General features: G+C 72.4%; 14 protein-coding genes. 8 read left to right on the plus strand and 6 right to left on the minus strand.

Going from position 1 to position 16,059, the window contains the following annotated elements:
• Nucleotides 1–13 precede the first annotated feature (13 nt).
• The 3 genes from B9W62_RS03280 to B9W62_RS03290 are packed head-to-tail and all read right to left on the minus strand — an operon-like array spanning nt 14 to nt 3,574.
• Complete coding sequence (locus B9W62_RS03280) at nt 14–1,027, minus strand: ABC transporter permease (RefSeq protein WP_087805011.1); 1,014 nt, start codon at nt 1,025–1,027, stop codon at nt 14–16.
• Nucleotides 1,020–2,060, minus strand: coding sequence for an ABC transporter permease (locus B9W62_RS03285; RefSeq protein ID WP_087805013.1), 1,041 nt, complete (start codon nt 2,058–2,060; stop codon nt 1,020–1,022). Before B9W62_RS03285 ends, B9W62_RS03280 begins: the two co-directional genes overlap by 8 nt.
• Nucleotides 2,057–3,574, minus strand: a complete 1,518-nt coding sequence (locus B9W62_RS03290) for a sugar ABC transporter ATP-binding protein (protein ID WP_087805015.1) — start codon at nt 3,572–3,574, stop codon at nt 2,057–2,059. Before B9W62_RS03290 ends, B9W62_RS03285 begins: the two co-directional genes overlap by 4 nt.
• 277 nt (nt 3,575–3,851) lie before the next feature.
• On the opposite strand from B9W62_RS03290, the gene rhaI reads away from it, so the two are divergent.
• The 8 genes from rhaI (at nt 3,852) to B9W62_RS03330 (ending at nt 13,816) form a co-directional block, all read left to right on the plus strand.
• Nucleotides 3,852–5,012 carry an L-rhamnose isomerase gene (gene rhaI / locus B9W62_RS03295; protein WP_087805017.1) on the plus strand — a complete coding sequence of 387 codons (1,161 nt, stop codon included), beginning with the start codon at nt 3,852–3,854 and terminating at the stop codon, nt 5,010–5,012.
• A gap of 134 nt (nt 5,013–5,146) precedes the next feature.
• Nucleotides 5,147–7,186 carry a bifunctional aldolase/short-chain dehydrogenase gene (locus tag B9W62_RS03300; protein WP_087805019.1) on the plus strand — a complete coding sequence of 680 codons (2,040 nt, stop codon included), beginning with the start codon at nt 5,147–5,149 and terminating at the stop codon, nt 7,184–7,186.
• Nucleotides 7,183–8,637, plus strand: coding sequence for a rhamnulokinase (locus B9W62_RS03305; RefSeq protein ID WP_087805021.1), 1,455 nt, complete (start codon nt 7,183–7,185; stop codon nt 8,635–8,637). The genes B9W62_RS03300 and B9W62_RS03305 overlap by 4 nt, the downstream gene beginning before the upstream one ends.
• A gap of 78 nt (nt 8,638–8,715) precedes the next feature.
• Nucleotides 8,716–9,471 (plus strand): (Fe-S)-binding protein, encoded by a 756-nt coding sequence (locus B9W62_RS03310; RefSeq protein ID WP_087805023.1) that lies wholly within the window; start codon nt 8,716–8,718, stop codon nt 9,469–9,471.
• A complete protein-coding gene (locus B9W62_RS03315; RefSeq protein ID WP_087805026.1) occupies nt 9,468–10,946 on the plus strand; it encodes a LutB/LldF family L-lactate oxidation iron-sulfur protein in 1,479 nt (492 codons plus the stop codon). The genes B9W62_RS03310 and B9W62_RS03315 overlap by 4 nt, the downstream gene beginning before the upstream one ends.
• On the plus strand, nt 10,943–11,590 hold the full coding sequence (locus B9W62_RS03320) for a LutC/YkgG family protein (RefSeq protein WP_087805028.1): 648 nt from the start codon (nt 10,943–10,945) through the stop codon (nt 11,588–11,590). Before B9W62_RS03315 ends, B9W62_RS03320 begins: the two co-directional genes overlap by 4 nt.
• 126 nt (nt 11,591–11,716) lie before the next feature.
• A complete protein-coding gene (locus B9W62_RS03325) occupies nt 11,717–12,502 on the plus strand; it encodes an ABC transporter ATP-binding protein (RefSeq protein WP_179235324.1) in 786 nt (261 codons plus the stop codon).
• 3 nt (nt 12,503–12,505) lie between these two features.
• On the plus strand, nt 12,506–13,816 hold the full coding sequence (locus B9W62_RS03330) for an FtsX-like permease family protein (RefSeq protein WP_087805031.1): 1,311 nt from the start codon (nt 12,506–12,508) through the stop codon (nt 13,814–13,816).
• 78 nt (nt 13,817–13,894) lie between these two features.
• Here B9W62_RS03330 and B9W62_RS03335 read toward each other — a convergent pair whose 3' ends face one another.
• The 3 genes from B9W62_RS03335 to B9W62_RS03345 form a co-directional block, all read right to left on the minus strand.
• Entirely contained in the window at nt 13,895–14,254 is a 360-nt protein-coding gene (locus B9W62_RS03335; protein ID WP_061440886.1) for a cupin domain-containing protein, read from the minus strand.
• Between the two features lie 79 nt (nt 14,255–14,333).
• Entirely contained in the window at nt 14,334–15,311 is a 978-nt protein-coding gene (locus B9W62_RS03340; RefSeq protein ID WP_087805033.1) for a pyridoxal-phosphate dependent enzyme, read from the minus strand.
• Nucleotides 15,312–15,319: 8 nt separating this feature from the next.
• The gene (locus B9W62_RS03345) at nt 15,320–16,000 is read right to left on the minus strand and encodes a helix-turn-helix transcriptional regulator (protein ID WP_087805036.1); all 681 of its coding nucleotides are present in this window, start codon (nt 15,998–16,000) and stop codon (nt 15,320–15,322) included.
• Nucleotides 16,001–16,059 lie beyond the last annotated feature (59 nt).

Raw genomic sequence — 16,059 nt, forward strand, 5'->3', positions numbered from 1 at the left:
GTGACGACAGGGCCTACGGGGTGGGGGCGGGCGCCTTGGACGGGGGCGCCGGTGCCGCCCTGCGTCCGGCCCTCGCGAGGGAGATCTGCCGTGCGAGCCGGGGGCCGAGCACGGAGAGCACGAGCAGCACGCCGGTGACGACGATCTGGGACTGGGCGGAGACGTCCTGGAGGCTCATCACGTTCTGGAGCGCGCCGAGCAGGAACACGCCCGCGATCGCCCCGCCGAGCGTGCCCTTGCCGCCGTCGAAGTCGATGCCGCCCAGGAGCACGGCGGCGACGACGGACAGTTCCAGGCCGGTGGCGTTGTCGTAGCGGGCGCTGGCGTAGTGCAGGGCCCAGAAGACGCCGGTGAGGGACGACATCAGGCCGGTCAGTGTGAACAGGATCAGCTTCTGCCGCCTGACCCGGATGCCGGCGAAGCGCGCGGCCTCCTCGCTGGCGCCGATGGCGAACAGCGACCGGCCGAACGGCGTGGCGTGCAGGGCGACCACGGCGATCGCCAGCAGCACGAGGAACGGCAGGAAGGCGTACGGCAGGAAGGTGCCGTCGACGCGTCCGGCCGCGAAGTCCAGGTACTGCGCGGGGAAGTCGGTGACCGCGTCGGAGCCGAGCACGATCTGCGCGATGCCCCGGTAGGCGGCCATGGTGCCGATGGTGACGGCGAGGGAGGGCAGCCCGAGGCGGGTGACCAGCAGGCCGTTGACCAGACCGCAGACCACGCCGAGCAGCAGGCAGATCGGGATGATCGCCTCGATGGTCATGCCCTGGTTCCACAGGGCTCCCATCACCGCGCCGGACAGGCCCGCGGTGGAGGCCACCGACAGGTCGATCTCGCCGGAGACGACCAGCAGCGTCATGGGCAGGGCGATGAGCGCGATCGGCAGGGTGTTGCCGATCAGGAAGGACAGGTTGAGGGCGTTGCCGAACCCGTCGACGAAGCCGAAGGAGAGCAGCAGGACGACCACGAGCAGGGCACCGACGACCGTGTCCCAGCGGACGGCGCGCGTCAGGGAGGTGTCAGCCATGGCGGGCGTTCCTCTTCTTCAGGGCGTTGGCCACGCGCAGCGCGACGATCCGGTCGACGGCGATGGCGAGGATGAGCAGGATGCCGTTGATGGCCAGCACCCACACGGAGCTGACGCCGAGGGCGGGCAGCACGCTGTTGATCGAGGTCAGCAGCAGCGCGCCGAGGGCGGCTCCGTAGACGCTGCCGGAGCCGCCGGTGAAGACGACGCCGCCGACGACCACCGCGCTGACGACGGTCAGTTCGTAGCCGTTGCCGGTGCCCGAGTCGACGTTGCCGAAGCGGGCGAGGTACAGGGCGCCGGCGAGTCCGGCGAGGGCGCCGCAGAAGGTGTAGGCGGCCAGGATCCGCTTGCGGACCGGGATGCCGGCCAGCCGGGCGGCCTCGGGGTTGGAGCCGAGCGCGTACAGCTCGCGTCCGCTGCCGAACTGCTTGAGGTAGTACGCGGTGGCGACGAGCACCGCGAGGGCGATCAGCGCCAGCCAGGGCACGGCGGAGATGCCGCCGGAGCCGAAGTCGACGAAGCCGCCGGGCAGGTCGGCCGCGGTGATCTGCCGGGAGCCGACCCAGATGGAGTCGATGCCGCGGATGATGTAGAGGGTGCCGAGGGTGACGACCAGCGCGGGCACCTGGCCGAGGCTGACCAGCAGGCCGTTGAGCAGGCCGAAGCCGATGCCCATCAGCACCGCGAGCAGCACCGCGACGACGGGGTTGCCGCCGTCCTGGAGGTAGACGCCGGCGGCGAAGGCGCTGATGCCGAGGGTGGAGCCGACGGACAGGTCGACGTTGCGGGTGATGACGACCAGGGACTGCCCGGTGGCGACCAGGACCAGGATGGTCGCGTTGAGCAGCAGGTCCTTGATGCCCTGCTCGGACAGGAACTCGCTGTTGCCGGCCTGGGTGATGGCGATCATCACCAGGAAGACCAGCAGGATGGCCAGTTCGCGCATCTTGAAGATGCGGTCCACCAGCCGGGTGGCGCCGGCCCCCGGCACGTCGGCCGCGGGGGCCTTCTCGGGTGCGGTGACCGTCATGCGGCGGCCCTCCCCGTGGCTGCGGCCATCACGGTCTCCTCGGTGGCGTCGGTGCGGGATATCTCGGCGGTCAGACGTCCCTCGTGCATCACCAGGACGCGGTCGGCCATGCCGAGCACCTCGGGCAGGTCGGAGGAGATCATCAGGACGGCCACGCCGTCAGCGGCGAGTTGCGAAAGGAGCCGGTGCACCTCGGCCTTGGTGCCGACGTCGATGCCGCGGGTGGGCTCGTCCACGATCAGCACCTTGGGGCCGGTGGCCAGCCACTTGGCGAGGACGACCTTCTGCTGGTTGCCGCCGGACAGGGTGGCGACGGTGTCGGCGATCCGGGCGTACTTGACCTGGAGCTTGACGGCCCAGTCGAGGGAGCGGCTGCGCTCGGCGCCGCGGTCCACGAGTCCGGCCCTCACGGTGGTGCGCAGACCGGTGAGGCCGATGTTCCGCTCGATGGACATGTCCATCACCAGTCCCTGGGCGCGGCGGTCCTCCGGGACGAGCGCGAGACCGGCGGCCATCGCGGTGGACGGGGCGCCGTTGACGAGCGGCTTCCCGTCGACCTCGACCTCCCCGGCGTCCCAGCGGTCGACGCCGAAGACGGCGCGGGCGACCTCGGTGCGTCCGGCGCCGACCAGTCCGGCCAGCGCGACGATCTCACCGCGCCGCACCTCGAAGGAGACGTCGGTGAAGACGCCCTCGCGGGTCAGCCTGCGCACGCTCAGGGCGGTCTCGCCCGGGGTGACCTCCTGTTTGGGGTACAGCTCGTCGAGGTCGCGGCCGACCATGCGGCGCACCAGGTCGTCCTCGGTCATGCCCGCCAGGGGCTCGCTGGCGATCCAGGCGCCGTCGCGCAGGGTGGTGACCCGCTTGCAGATCCGGAAGATCTCCTCCAGGCGGTGGGAGATGAACAGCACCGCGGCGCCCTGTTCGCGCAGGGTGCGCACCACGCCGAAGAGCCGGGCCACCTCGCTGCCGGTGAGGGCGGCGGTCGGCTCGTCCATGATCAGCACGCGGGCGTCGAAGGAGAGCGCCTTGGCGATCTCCACGATCTGCTGGTCCGCGATGGACAGGCCGCGTGCGGGCCGGTCGGGGTCGAGTGCGACCCCGAGGCGCAGCATGAGCGCGGCGGTGGCCTCGTGGGTCGCCTTGTGGTCGATGCGGCCGAGGGCGCGGCGCGGCTGGCGGCCCATGAAGATGTTCTCGGCGATCGACAGGTCGGGGAAGAGGGTGGGCTCCTGGTAGATCACGGCGATGCCGGCGTCGCGGGCGTCGCCGGGACCGTGGAAGACGACCGGCGCGCCGTCGAGCAGCACCTGGCCGGCGTCCGGCCGGTGCACTCCGGCCAGCGTCTTGATGAGGGTCGACTTTCCGGCGCCGTTCTCGCCGGCGAGGGCGTGCACCTCGCCGGGGAACAGCTCCAGGGAGACGTCCCGCAGCGCACGGACCGCGCCGAAGGACTTGGAGACGTCCCTGAGCGCCAGAACCGGGGCCGTACCCGTGTCGGACGGGTGGGTCATTGGGGGCTCCTCGACGACGCCGGGCGGGACGGCCCCCACGGCGTCGTGAAAGGTTTCAACTAGGTTGCCGGGGACGTTAGGCAGCGAGGCTATGTCACGTCAATGGTTCCGGGTCGAAAAACTTTCGATCTCCGAAGGTCACGGACGCGTCACGAACAGCCGGGGTGGCGCGAAGGGTTGACACCCCTTCGCGGGGCTCATAACTTCGCGTTCTGAATCGTTTCATCCACGGTCGTGGGCACAGCGGACCACGACCCGATGCCACAGGAGCCCCGAAGTGACCGAGCTCGCCGCGGTGAAGGCCGCGCTCAGGACCCAGGCCGTCGAGACGCCGTCGTGGGCGTACGGCAACTCGGGCACCCGCTTCAAGGTGTTCGCCCAGGCCGGCGTGCCGCGCGACCCGTTCGAGAAACTGGACGACGCGGCGAAGGTGCACGAGTTCACCGGCGCGGCCCCGACCGTGGCCCTGCACATCCCGTGGGACCGGGTCGAGGACTACGCCGCGCTGGCCGCGCACGCCGAGCGGCGGGGCGTACGGATCGGCGCGATCAACAGCAACACCTTCCAGGACGACGACTACAAGCTCGGCAGCGTCTGCCACCCGGACGCGGCGGTGCGCAGGAAGGCCGTCGACCACCTGCTGGAGTGCGTCGACATCATGGACGCCACCGGCTCGCGCGACCTGAAGCTGTGGTTCGCCGACGGCACCAACTACCCCGGCCAGGACGACATCCGCTCCCGGCAGGACCGGCTGGCCGAGGGCCTGGCCGAGGTGTACGAACGGCTCGGCGAGGGGCAGCGGATGCTGCTCGAGTACAAGCTCTTCGAGCCGGCGTTCTACACGACGGACGTGCCGGACTGGGGCACGGCGTACGCGCACTGCCTGAAGCTGGGCGAGAAGGCGCAGGTCGTCGTCGACACCGGGCACCACGCGCCGGGCACGAACATCGAGTTCATCGTCGCGACGCTGCTGCGGGAGGGGAAGCTCGGCGGGTTCGACTTCAACTCGCGGTTCTACGCCGACGACGACCTGATGGTGGGTGCCGCCGACCCCTTCCAGCTGTTCCGCATCATGTACGAGGTGGTGCGCGGGGGCGGGTTCACCTCCGACGTGGCGTTCATGCTCGACCAGTGCCACAACATCGAGGCGAAGATCCCGGCGATCATCCGCTCGGTGATGAACGTGCAGGAGGCGACGGCTAAGGCGCTGCTGGTCGACGGTTCGGCGCTGGCCGCTGCGCAGGCATCGGGGGATGTGCTGGAGGCCAACGCGGTGCTGATGGACGCGTACAACACGGATGTGCGGCCGCTGCTTCGGGAGGTGCGGGAGGAGTCGGGGCTGGACCCCGAGCCGATGAAGGCGTACCGCTCCTGCGGGTGGGCGGAGAAGGTCGTTGCCGAGCGGGTCGGGGGGCAGCAGGCGGGGTGGGGGGCCTAGGGGTCTGCCGGCTTTGTGTTGTTCGCGGACTGCGGGCCCGTTGTGGCTGGTCGCGCCCCCGCGGCGGAGCCGCACATAGATGCAGCCCCGCGCCCCTGTAAGTCAACCCCTCGTTCAAGAAGGACTGTAGAGACATGGCGACCCACCCTGCTGCCGACGACCTCCTCGCCCGTTCCCATCGGCTCGGTGCCGATCCGCGCAACACCAACTACGCCGGTGGCAACGCGTCCGCCAAGGGCGCCGGGACCGATCCCGTCACCGGGGGTGAGGTGGAGCTGATGTGGGTCAAGGGGTCCGGCGGGGATCTCGGGACGCTCACCGAGGCGGGGCTCGCCGTGCTGCGGCTGGACCGGATGCGGGCGCTCAAGGACGTCTACCCGGGCGTCGAGCGCGAGGACGAGATGGTCGCCGCCTTCGACTACTGCCTGCACGGCAAGGGCGGTGCCGCGCCCTCGATCGACACGGCGATGCACGGGCTCGTCGAGGCCGCGCACGTCGACCACCTCCACCCCGACTCCGGGATCGCCCTGGCCTGCGCGGCGGACGGCGAGAAGCTGACCGCCGAGTGCTTCGGCGACACCGTGGTGTGGGTGCCGTGGCGGCGGCCCGGTTTCCAGCTCGGGCTGGACATCGCGGCGGTCAAGGAGGCCAACCCGCGGGCCATCGGCTGTGTGCTCGGCGGCCACGGCATCACCGCGTGGGGCGACACCTCCGAGGAGTGCGAGCGCAACTCCCTGCACATCATCCGCACCGCCGAGGCGTTCCTGGCCGAGCGGGGCAGGGCCGAGCCGTTCGGCGCGGTGATCGAGGGGTACGAGGCGCTGCCCGAGGCCGAGCGGCGGGAACGGGCGGCCGCGCTGGCGCCGTACGTGCGCGGGCTGGCCTCCCGGGACCGGCCGCAGGTCGGGCACTTCACCGACACGGACGTGGTGCTCGACTTCCTCGCGCGCGCCGAGCACCCGCGGCTCGCCGCGCTCGGCACCTCCTGCCCGGACCACTTCCTGCGCACGAAGGTGCGGCCGCTGGTCCTGGACGTGGCGCCGTCCGCGCCGCTGGAGGAGGCCGTCGCCCGGCTCAAGGAGCTGCACGCGGCCTACCGCGAGGAGTACGCCGCCTACTACGAGCGGCACGCGGAGCCGGACTCCCCCGCCCTGCGCGGCGCCGACCCGGCGATCGTGCTGGTGCCGGGTGTCGGCATGTTCAGCTTCGGCAAGGACAAGCAGACCGCGCGGGTGGCCGGCGAGTTCTACGTCAACGCGATCAACGTGATGCGCGGGGCCGAGGCGGTGTCGACGTACGCGCCGATCGAGGAGTCGGAGAAGTTCCGCATCGAGTACTGGGCGCTGGAGGAGGCCAAGCTCCGGCGGATGCCGAGGCCCAAGCCGCTGGCCACCCGTGTCGCGCTCGTGACCGGTGCGGGCAGCGGGATCGGGAAGGCGATCGCGCGGCGGCTGGTCGACGAGGGCGCCTGCGTGGTCGTGGCCGACCTGAACGCCGAGAACGCGGCGGCGGTCGCCGAGGAGCTGGGCGGGGACGACAAGGCCGTCGCCGTGAGTGTCGACGTCACCTCCGAGGAGCAGATCGCCGCGGCGTTCCAGGCGGCCGTGCTGGCCTTCGGCGGCGTCGACCTGGTGGTCAACAACGCGGGGATCTCCATCTCCAAGCCCCTGCTGGAGACCTCCGCGAAGGACTGGGACCTCCAGCACGACATCATGGCCCGCGGTTCCTTCCTCGTCTCGCGCGAGGCGGCCCGGGTGATGACCGCGCAGGAACTGGGCGGCGACATCGTCTACATCGCGTCGAAGAACGCCGTGTTCGCGGGCCCCAACAACATCGCCTACTCCGCCACCAAGGCCGACCAGGCCCACCAGGTGCGCCTGCTCGCCGCCGAGCTGGGCGAGCACGGCATCCGCGTCAACGGCGTCAACCCGGACGGCGTGGTGCGCGGTTCCGGGATCTTCGCGGGCGGCTGGGGCGCCCAGCGCGCGGCCGTGTACGGCGTGCCGGAGGAGAAGCTGGGCGAGTTCTACGCGCAGCGGACGCTGCTCAAGCGCGAGGTGCTGCCCGAGCACGTCGCGAACGCGGTGTTCGCGCTGACCGGCGGCGACCTGACGCACACCACCGGCCTGCACGTCCCGGTCGACGCCGGCGTCGCCGCCGCGTTCCTGCGATGAGCGCCGCCACCGACGCCAGGGCGTACGCCGCGGTCGACCTCGGCGCGTCCAGCGGGCGCGTCATGGTCGGCCGCGTGGGCCCCGACCGGCTGGCGCTGACCGAGGCGCACCGCTTCCCCAACCGGCCGGTCCGTACACCCGACGGGCTGCGCTGGGACGTCCTCGCGCTGTACGCCGGTGTGCTGGACGGTCTGCGGGCGGCGGGTCCGGTGGACTCGGTCGGCGTGGACAGCTGGGCCGTCGACCACGGACTGCTGGACGCGGACGGGGCGCTGCTCGGCAACCCCGTGCACTACCGCGACGCCCGCACCGAGGGTGTCGCGGAGCAGGTGTGGGCCTCGCTGCCGGCCGGGGAGCTGTACGCGGCGACGGGGGTGCAGTACGCGCCCTTCAACACCCTGTACCAGCTGGTCGCGGCCCGGGGCACGGCCCAGTTCGCGGCGGCCCGGCGGCTGTTGCTCGTCCCGGACCTGCTGACCTACTGGCTGACCGGCGAGCAGGGCACGGAACTGACCAACGCCTCCACCACCCAGCTGATCGACCCCCGCACCCGGGACTGGTCGCGGGAGGTGGCGGACCGGCTGGGGATCGACGTCGGCCTGTTCGCCCCGCTGCGCCGTCCCGGTGACGCGGCGGGGCTGCTGCGGCCGGAGGTGCTGGAGGAGACGGGGCTGGCGGGGCCCGTGCCGGTGACGGCGGTCGGTTCGCACGACACCGCCTCGGCGGTGGCCGCCGTACCGGCCTCGGACGAGCGGTTCGCCTACATCTGCACCGGCACCTGGTCGCTGGCCGGTCTCGAACTGACCGCTCCCGTGCTGACGGAGGAGAGCCGGGCCGCCAACTTCACCAACGAGCTGGGGCTGGACGGCACCGTCCGCTATCTGCGCAACATCATGGGTCTGTGGCTGCTCCAGGAGTGCGTACGGGCCTGGGGCGACCCCGATCTGGGTGAGCTGCTGCTCGGGGCGGCGCGCGTGCCGGCGCTGCGGTCGGTGGTGGACGCGGGTGACGCGGCGTTCCTGGCGCCGGGGCGGATGCCGGAGCGGATCGCCGAGGCGTGCCGCGCCTCGGGGCAGCCGGTGCCCGCAACGCCCGCCGAGGTGACCCGGTGCATCCTCGACTCGCTGGCGCTGGCCCACCGCGCGGCCGTCGAGGAGGCGCAGCGGCTCGCCGGGCATCCGGTCGACGTCGTGCACGTGGTCGGCGGCGGCACCCGCAACGCGCTGCTGTGCCAGCTGACCGCCGACGCGTGCGGGCTGCCGGTGGTGGCGGGGCCGGCGGAGGCCGCCGCGCTCGGCAACGTCCTGGTGCAGGCCCGCGCCCACGGCCTGGTCGGCGACCTGGCCGGGATGCGCCGGCTGGTGGCGCGCACCCAGTCGCTGACCCGGTACGAACCGCGCGGCGGTACGGACCGCTGGCGGGCGGCCGGGGCCCGGCTCGCCGACCGGTGAACCGGGGCTCCCGCGCGCCGGGTCGGCCGACTAATCTGCACTCATCATTCATCCGATGATCGAAACGAGGGAGCCGCGATGCGTGTCGCTCTGTTCCTGACCTGCGTCAACGACACGCTCTATCCGGACACCGGGCGCGCCGTGGTGAAGCTGCTCACCAGACTCGGCGTCGAGGTCGACTTCCCGATGGCCCAGACGTGTTGCGGGCAGGCGCACTACAACACCGGTTACCGGCACGAGGCGGAGCCGCTGGCCCGGCACTTCGCCGACGTGTTCGCGGAGTACGACGCGATCGTGACGCCCTCGGGCTCGTGCGGCGCGATGGTGCGGGAGCTGTATCCGCGGATGGGTGAGCGGGCGCGGGCGGAGGGGCGCGGGGAGCTGCTCGCGGCCACCCTGGCGCCGGTGGTGCCGAAGACGTACGAGCTGACGGAGTTCCTCGTGGACGTGCTAGGGGTGACCGACGTGGGGGCGTACTACCCGCACACGGTGACGTACCACCCGACCTGCCACGGTCTGCGCAGCCTCGGTCTGGGCGACCGGCCGCGGCGGCTGCTGGAGGCGGTGAAGGGGCTGGAGCTGGTGGAGCTGCCGGGCGCCGAGGAGTGCTGCGGGTTCGGCGGCACCTTCGCCGTGAAGAACTCCGACGTGTCGGCGGCGATGGGCGCGGACAAGGTGCGCAACGCGGAGTCGACCGGCGCGGAGGTGCTGTGCGCGGCCGACAACTCCTGTCTGATGCACATCGGCGGGACGATGACGCGGCTGCGCACGGGCATGCGGCCGGTGCACATCGCGGAGATCCTGGCGAGCACCCGGGAGGCGGTGGCCGCATGAGCGGGACGTTCGTCGGGATGCCGGCCTTTCCGCTGGCGGCACGGGAGGCCGTCGGCAACACGACGCTGCGCGGCAATCTGCGCCACGCCACGCACACCATCCGGGACAAGCGGGCCCGCGCGGTCGCCGAACTGGACGACTGGGCGGCGCTGCGCGAGGCCGGGAAGCAGATCAAGGACCACACACTGCGCCACCTCGACCGCTACCTGGTGCAGGTGGAGGAGGCCGTCACCGCGGCCGGCGGAACGGTGCACTGGGCGGCCGACGCGGACGAGGCCAACGAGATCGTCGCCCGCCTCGTCAAGGAGACCGGCGAGTCGGAGGTCGTCAAGGTCAAGTCGATGGCGACGCAGGAGATCGCCCTCAACGAGGCCCTGGAGGCGCAGGGCATCCACGCCTACGAGACCGATCTCGCCGAGCTGATCGTGCAGTTGGGCAAGGACCGGCCCTCGCACATCCTGGTGCCGGCCATCCACCGCAACCGGGGCGAGATCAGGGACATCTTCCGCTCCGAGATGGGCGAGTGGGGCCGCCCCGCGCCCGAGGGGCTGACGGACACGCCCGCCGAACTCGCGGAGGCGGCCCGGCTGCACCTGCGGGAGAAGTTCCTGCGGGCCAAGGTCGGCATCTCCGGCGCCAACTTCGTGGTGGCCGAGACCGGCACGCTGGTGGTCGTGGAGTCCGAGGGCAACGGGCGGATGTGCCTGACCCTGCCCGAGACGCTGATCTCGGTCGTCGGCATCGAGAAGATCGTGCCGAGGTGGCAGGACCTGGAGGTGTTCCTGCAAACCCTCCCCCGCTCCTCGACGGCCGAGCGCATGAACCCGTACACGTCGATGTGGACGGGCACCACCGACGAGGACGGTCCGCGGACCTTCCATCTGGTGCTGCTCGACAACGGCCGCACCGACACCCTCGCCGACGAGGTCGGCCGGCAGGCGCTGCGCTGCATCCGCTGCTCGGCCTGCCTGAACGTGTGCCCGGTGTACGAGCGGGCCGGCGGCCACGCCTACGGCTCGGTGTACCCGGGCCCGATCGGGGCGATCCTCAGCCCGCAACTGCGGGGCACCGGCAGCGAGATCGACGCCTCGCTGCCGTACGCGTCCTCGCTGTGCGGCGCCTGCTACGAGGTGTGCCCGGTGGCCATCGACATCCCCGAGGTGCTGGTGCACCTGCGGGAGCGGGTGGTGCAGGGCGGGCCGGCCGTCCGGGGCGGCAACCGGGTGGTGCTGAAGCCGGCCAAGGGACACGCCGCCGAGCGGGCGGCGATGCGGGCGGCGCAGTGGGCGTTCACGCACCCGGGCGCGCTGCGGACCGGACAGCGGCTCGCCTCGCGCACCCGGCGGCTGCATCCGCGCACGCTGCCCGGTCCCGGCCGGGCGTGGAGCGGCACCCGGGACCTCCCGGCGGTGCCCGCGGAGCCGTTCCGGGACTGGTGGCAGCGCACGCACGGCGGGAAGGGCGGAGCGAAGTGAGCAGCAGGGAACGCATCCTGGGCCGGGTCCGGCGCGCGCTGGCGGACGTGCCGGACGACGCACGTCCCTACGAGGAGGCGGTCGTCCGGGACTATCTGCGCGAGCACGGGAAGCGGTCCGCCACACAGACGGTGGACCTGCTCGCCGAGAACCTGGCGGACTACCGGGCCCTCGTGCACCGGTGCGCGGCCGGGCAGGTGCCCGAGCTGCTGGCCCGTCTCCTGTCCGCACACGGTTCGCGGAGCGTGGTGGTACCTCCCGGGTTGCCGGCGCAGTGGCTGACGGCCGTCGAGGCGTCCGTCGTCCAGGACCTGGCGGCGAGTACGGCACCGCAACTCGACGAGGTCGACAGCGTAATCTCCGGCTGCGCCGTCGCCGTCGCCGAGACCGGCACGATCGTCCTGGACGGCGCCCCCGACCAGGGGCGGCGGCGCATCACCCTGGTCCCCGACCACCACATCTGCGTCGTGCGGGTACCCGAGCAGGTCGTGTCGTCGGTGCCCGAGGCGCTCGAGCGCCTGGACCCGGTCCGCCCGCTGACCTGGATCTCCGGTCCGTCCGCGACGAGTGACATCGAGCTGGACCGCGTCGAGGGGGTGCACGGCCCGCGCACCCTGGAGGTGGTGCTGCTGAGCGGCTCGTAGCGCTGCCGGGGTGTCGCTGAATACACCCTCCGATACGGGTTCTGCACCCAGTGTGGTCCGGTCCCGCTCTCCGTAGCGTCTTCCACGAGGCACCGCACAGGGCGTGCCACACGGAAGGTGATCACGATGTTTCGCTCCGGCGCACGAGGCAATCACGACCCGGGCCCCGCCTCCGAGGCCCTCCGGCTCGTCAAGGTGACCCGGACGTACGGCTCGGCGGGGAACGCCGTGACCGCCCTGGACGGGGTGACGCTGAGCCTGGGACGCGGCACGTTCACCGCGGTGATGGGACCGTCCGGCTCGGGCAAGTCCACGCTGCTCCAGTGCGCGGCGGGCCTCGACCGGCCGGACGGCGGCATCGTGTGCGTGGACGGCAAGGAGCTGACGGGTGGCGGCGAGGCGGAGCTGACGAAGTTCCGGCGCGGCCGGGTCGGGTTCGTCTTCCAGCAGTACAACCTGCTGGAGACGCTGACCGTCGCGCAGAACACGGTGCTGCCGCTCAAGCTGGCCGGGCGCCGCGTCGACCGCAGGCGGGCGCGGGAGGTCCTGACCTCGGTCGGTCTCGGGGACCGGCTCGGTCACCGTCCCGACCAGCTCTCCGGCGGTCAGCGGCAGCGGGTGGCGATCGCCCGGGCCCTCGTCACCGAACCGCGGGTGATCTTCGCGGACGAGCCGACGGGCGCTCTGGACACGCGCAGCGCCCGCCAGGTGCTGCTGCTGCTCCAGGAGGCGGTGCGGGTGCACGGGCGGACCGTGGTGATGGTGACGCACGACCCGGTCGCCGCCTCGTACGCCGACTCGGTGGTCTTCCTCGCCGACGGCCGGCTGGCGGGTCGGATGGACGCGCCGACCCCGGACGCGGTCGCGGAGCGCCTCGCGCACCTGGGCGACGACGTGCCGGCGGGGGTGTGAGCCATGTTCGTACTGGCTCTTCGGTCGATCCGGCGCCGTCCCGGACGGTTCCTGGCGACGCTGCTGTCCGCCTTCCTGGGGGCGGCGATCATCATGACGTTCAACTCGATGCACGACACGGCCGGGCAGGGCGGCGTCGACCCGGTCAGTTCGGAGACGCTGGGCACGGCGGCGGGGGTCGTCGGCGGCTACGGGAGCCTGCTGGTGTTCTTCGCGGTGGCCTCGACGCTGACGGTCAACGTGCGCCAGCGCACCGCCGAACTGGACCTGCTGCGCTGCTCGGGGGCGACCCCGGCGCAGATCAAGCGGATGGTCGTGGGTGAGGCGGTGGCCGTGGCGCTGGTGGGCGCGGCGCTGGCGATCGGCCCGGCGATGCTCGGCGGCCGGGTGCTGCTGGACCTGTTCCAGGACAGCGGGCAGGTGGCGCGGTCGGTGGACTACTCCTTCGGCCCCGTCGCGCTGGGGAGCGGAGTGGCCCTCACCCTGCTGGCGTCCGCGGGCGCCGCGTTCCTGGCGGTACGGCGGCTGACCCGGGGCCGCCGGGAACGGGCCGGGGCGAAGCGGTTCCTGGCCTACGCGGCGCTGGCCGCCGGGGTCGCGGGGACCTGCTCCACCTTCCTGTTCTCCGCGACGGACGAGGCGCTGATGGCGGCGCCGGCCAACGGGGCCATCCTGCTGTCCGCCGGTTTCGCGCTGCTGTCGCCGCGGCTGCTGAAGGGCGTGCTGAACCGGCTGCCGCTGAGCGGTGCGAGCGGCTGGCTGGCCGTGCGCAACCTGCGCGAGCGCACGGACCACATGGCCGGGATCCTGGTGTCGTTGATCATGTTCACCGCCGTGTCGACGGCGACGGTCACGATGCAGGCCGTGGAGAGCGACGCGGTCAAGGCCTCCGGTCTGGTGAAGTCGGTCGACGCCAAGAACCTGGAGACCCTGAACCTCACGGTGGTCGGCATCGTCGCGGTGTTCGTTTGCGTGATGCTGGTCAACTCGCTGTACGCGGCGACGACGTACCGCTCGCGGGAATTCGGTCAGCAGCGGCTGGCGGGGGCGACGCCGGGGCAGGTGCTGGGCGTGGTGGCGACCGAGGGCGTGATCCTCACGGTCACGGGGGTCTTCTTCGGCACGGTGGCCGCGCTGGCCGGCGCGGTGCCGTTCACGGTGGTCCGCACCGACGCGGTGCTGCCGGACCAGTTCCTCGGAGTGTGGCTCGCGATGGTGGCGGTCTCGGCGGCGGTGACGCTGGGGACGAGTCTGGGCACGGCCCGGCGGGTGCTGCGCACCCCCGCGGTGGGCGCGGTGACACTGGCCGCCTGAGCGGCACGGAACGGGGAGGGGACGACCGCCGGGACGGTCGTCCCCTCCCCCCTTTGCTGCTGTCTGCCGGACGTCCGGCTAGTCGGCCTTGGCGTACTCCTTCGCCATGCCGCCGGCGAAGTCGTACACCACGCACTGTCCGTCGCCCACCACCCAGGCGTCGTGGCCGGGCGAGCAGACGAAGACGTCGCCGGGGCCCACCTCGCTCTCGGTGCCGTCGTCCATGCGGACGTGCATGCGTCCCTCCACCACGTAGCAGTTGTGGTGGATCATGCAGCTGTCGGTGCCGGCGATCGGCGCCACGGACTCCGACCAGCGCCAGCCCGGTTCGAAGGTGGCGACGGCGAAGTCGAGTCCTTCCATGTGCACGGCCTCGATGTGCCCGCGGGGGAAATCGCGCCGCTCGTCCGGCTTGTCGAGCGTCTTTGCCTCCAGCATGACGCTCCTCCTTTCCCTGGCCCCACCACTCCATCGTCCGCCTGTCAACTCGACGCCGCCATCCGGGGGAGCCGCGTCGTCAGCGGGGCGGGCCGCAGAGTTCGGCGAAGCGGGCGGCGTCCACGTTGCCACCGGACAGGATCACGCCGACGCGGCGGGGCAGGGCGTCGATCCGGCCGTTCAGGAGGGCGGCCAGCGGGGTGGCGCCGCTGGGCTCCAGGACGGTCTTGAGGCGTTCGAAGGCGAACCGCATCGCGTCCCGGATCTCGTCGTCGGACACCACCACGATCCCGTCGAGGAGCCGCCGGTTGAGGGAGAACGTCAGCTCGCCGGGGGTGGGCAGCGCCTGGCCGTCGGCGATGGTGCGCGGGACCGGCACGCTGACCCGCCGGCCCGCCGCGAGGGAGCGCCTGGTGTCGTCGCCGGCCTCCGGCTCGACGCCGATCACCCGGGTGGCGGGGTGCAGGCCCTTGACCGCGGTGGCGCTCCCGGCGATCAGTCCGCCGCCGCCGACCGGTGCGACCAGGGCGTCCAGCTCTCCCGTCTCCTCGACCAGTTCCAGGGCGGCGGTGCCCTGGCCCGCGATGACGTGCGGGTGCTCGTAGGGCGGGATCAGGGTCAGTCCGCGCTCGGCGGCCAGTGCCTCGGCGACGGCCACGCGGTCGCCGGTGTAGCGGTCGTAGGTGACGATCTCGGCGCCGTAGCCCGCGGTGGCGTCCCGTTTGGCGGGCGGCGCGTCCTCGGGCATGACGATCACCGCGGTGGTGCCCAGTTCGCGGGCGGCCAGGGCGACGGCCTGGGCGTGGTTGCCCGAGGAGTAGGCGGCGATACCCCGGGCGAGCTGCTCCGGGGTGAGGCGGGAGGCCGCGTTGTAGGCGCCGCGGAACTTGAAGGCGCCGACCCGTTGCTGGTTCTCGCACTTGAGGTGGACCTCGGCGCCGACGAGGGCGTCCAGGGTGCGGGAGCGGAGCACGGGGGTGCGGTGTGCGACGCCCTCGATGCGGGCGGCGGCGGAGCGGACGTCGTCGAGGGTGACCGGCGGTGCGGTGGTCGTCACGGGGCTCCTCAGGGGGTGTCGGCGGCCGGGCCGGTCTCGGCGCGGGCCTGGGCGAGGTAGTGGTAGGCGGAGGCGCGGGAGATGCCGAGCCGGGCGGCGACGTGCTCGACCGAGCGGCGTACGGCGAAGACGCCGCGCCCGTCGAGGTCGCGGAACAGTTCGAGCCGCCGCTCCCGGTCGAGCGCGGCCCAGCTGGTGTCCCGGCGCAGCGGATGGGCGTCCACGATGGCGTCGACCACGGCGTCGATGTCGTCGCCGAAGGTGGTCGCCGGCACTTCGGCGGGGGTGCGGGCGGTCCCGGCGAGGGCGCCGAGGAGGGCGTGGGCCCGGTCGACGGCGGTGACGTCCAGGTTGACGCACAGGGCACCGAAGACGGCGCCCGTGGAGTCGCGCAGCACCATCGTGGAGGACTTGAGCAGCGTGCCGTCGGGCGTGCGGGTGACGTAGTTCAGCTCGTCGCGTGCCTCGTCGCCGCGGGCCAGCACGCGCATGCCGATCTCGCTCATCGCCCCGCCCACCGTCCGCCCGGTCACCGACCCCGCGACGGCCACGACCGACCGCTCGGGGCGGCGGTAGTCGTGGAGCACCGCCTCGCAGACCGGTCCGAAGGTGGCGGCGATCCCGTCGACGACGGGCCGCAGCGCGGCGAGGACGGCGTCGCGTTCGGCGTCCAGTGCCGGTTCACTCATCCGGATCTCCCGTCTGGGACTTCGAGGAGTGCCAGACTACACGTCCAATGTCTGGACAG

This window comes from Streptomyces sp. CS113, from assembly GCF_002188365.1.
Taxonomy (GTDB): domain Bacteria; phylum Actinomycetota; class Actinomycetes; order Streptomycetales; family Streptomycetaceae; genus Streptomyces; species Streptomyces tendae.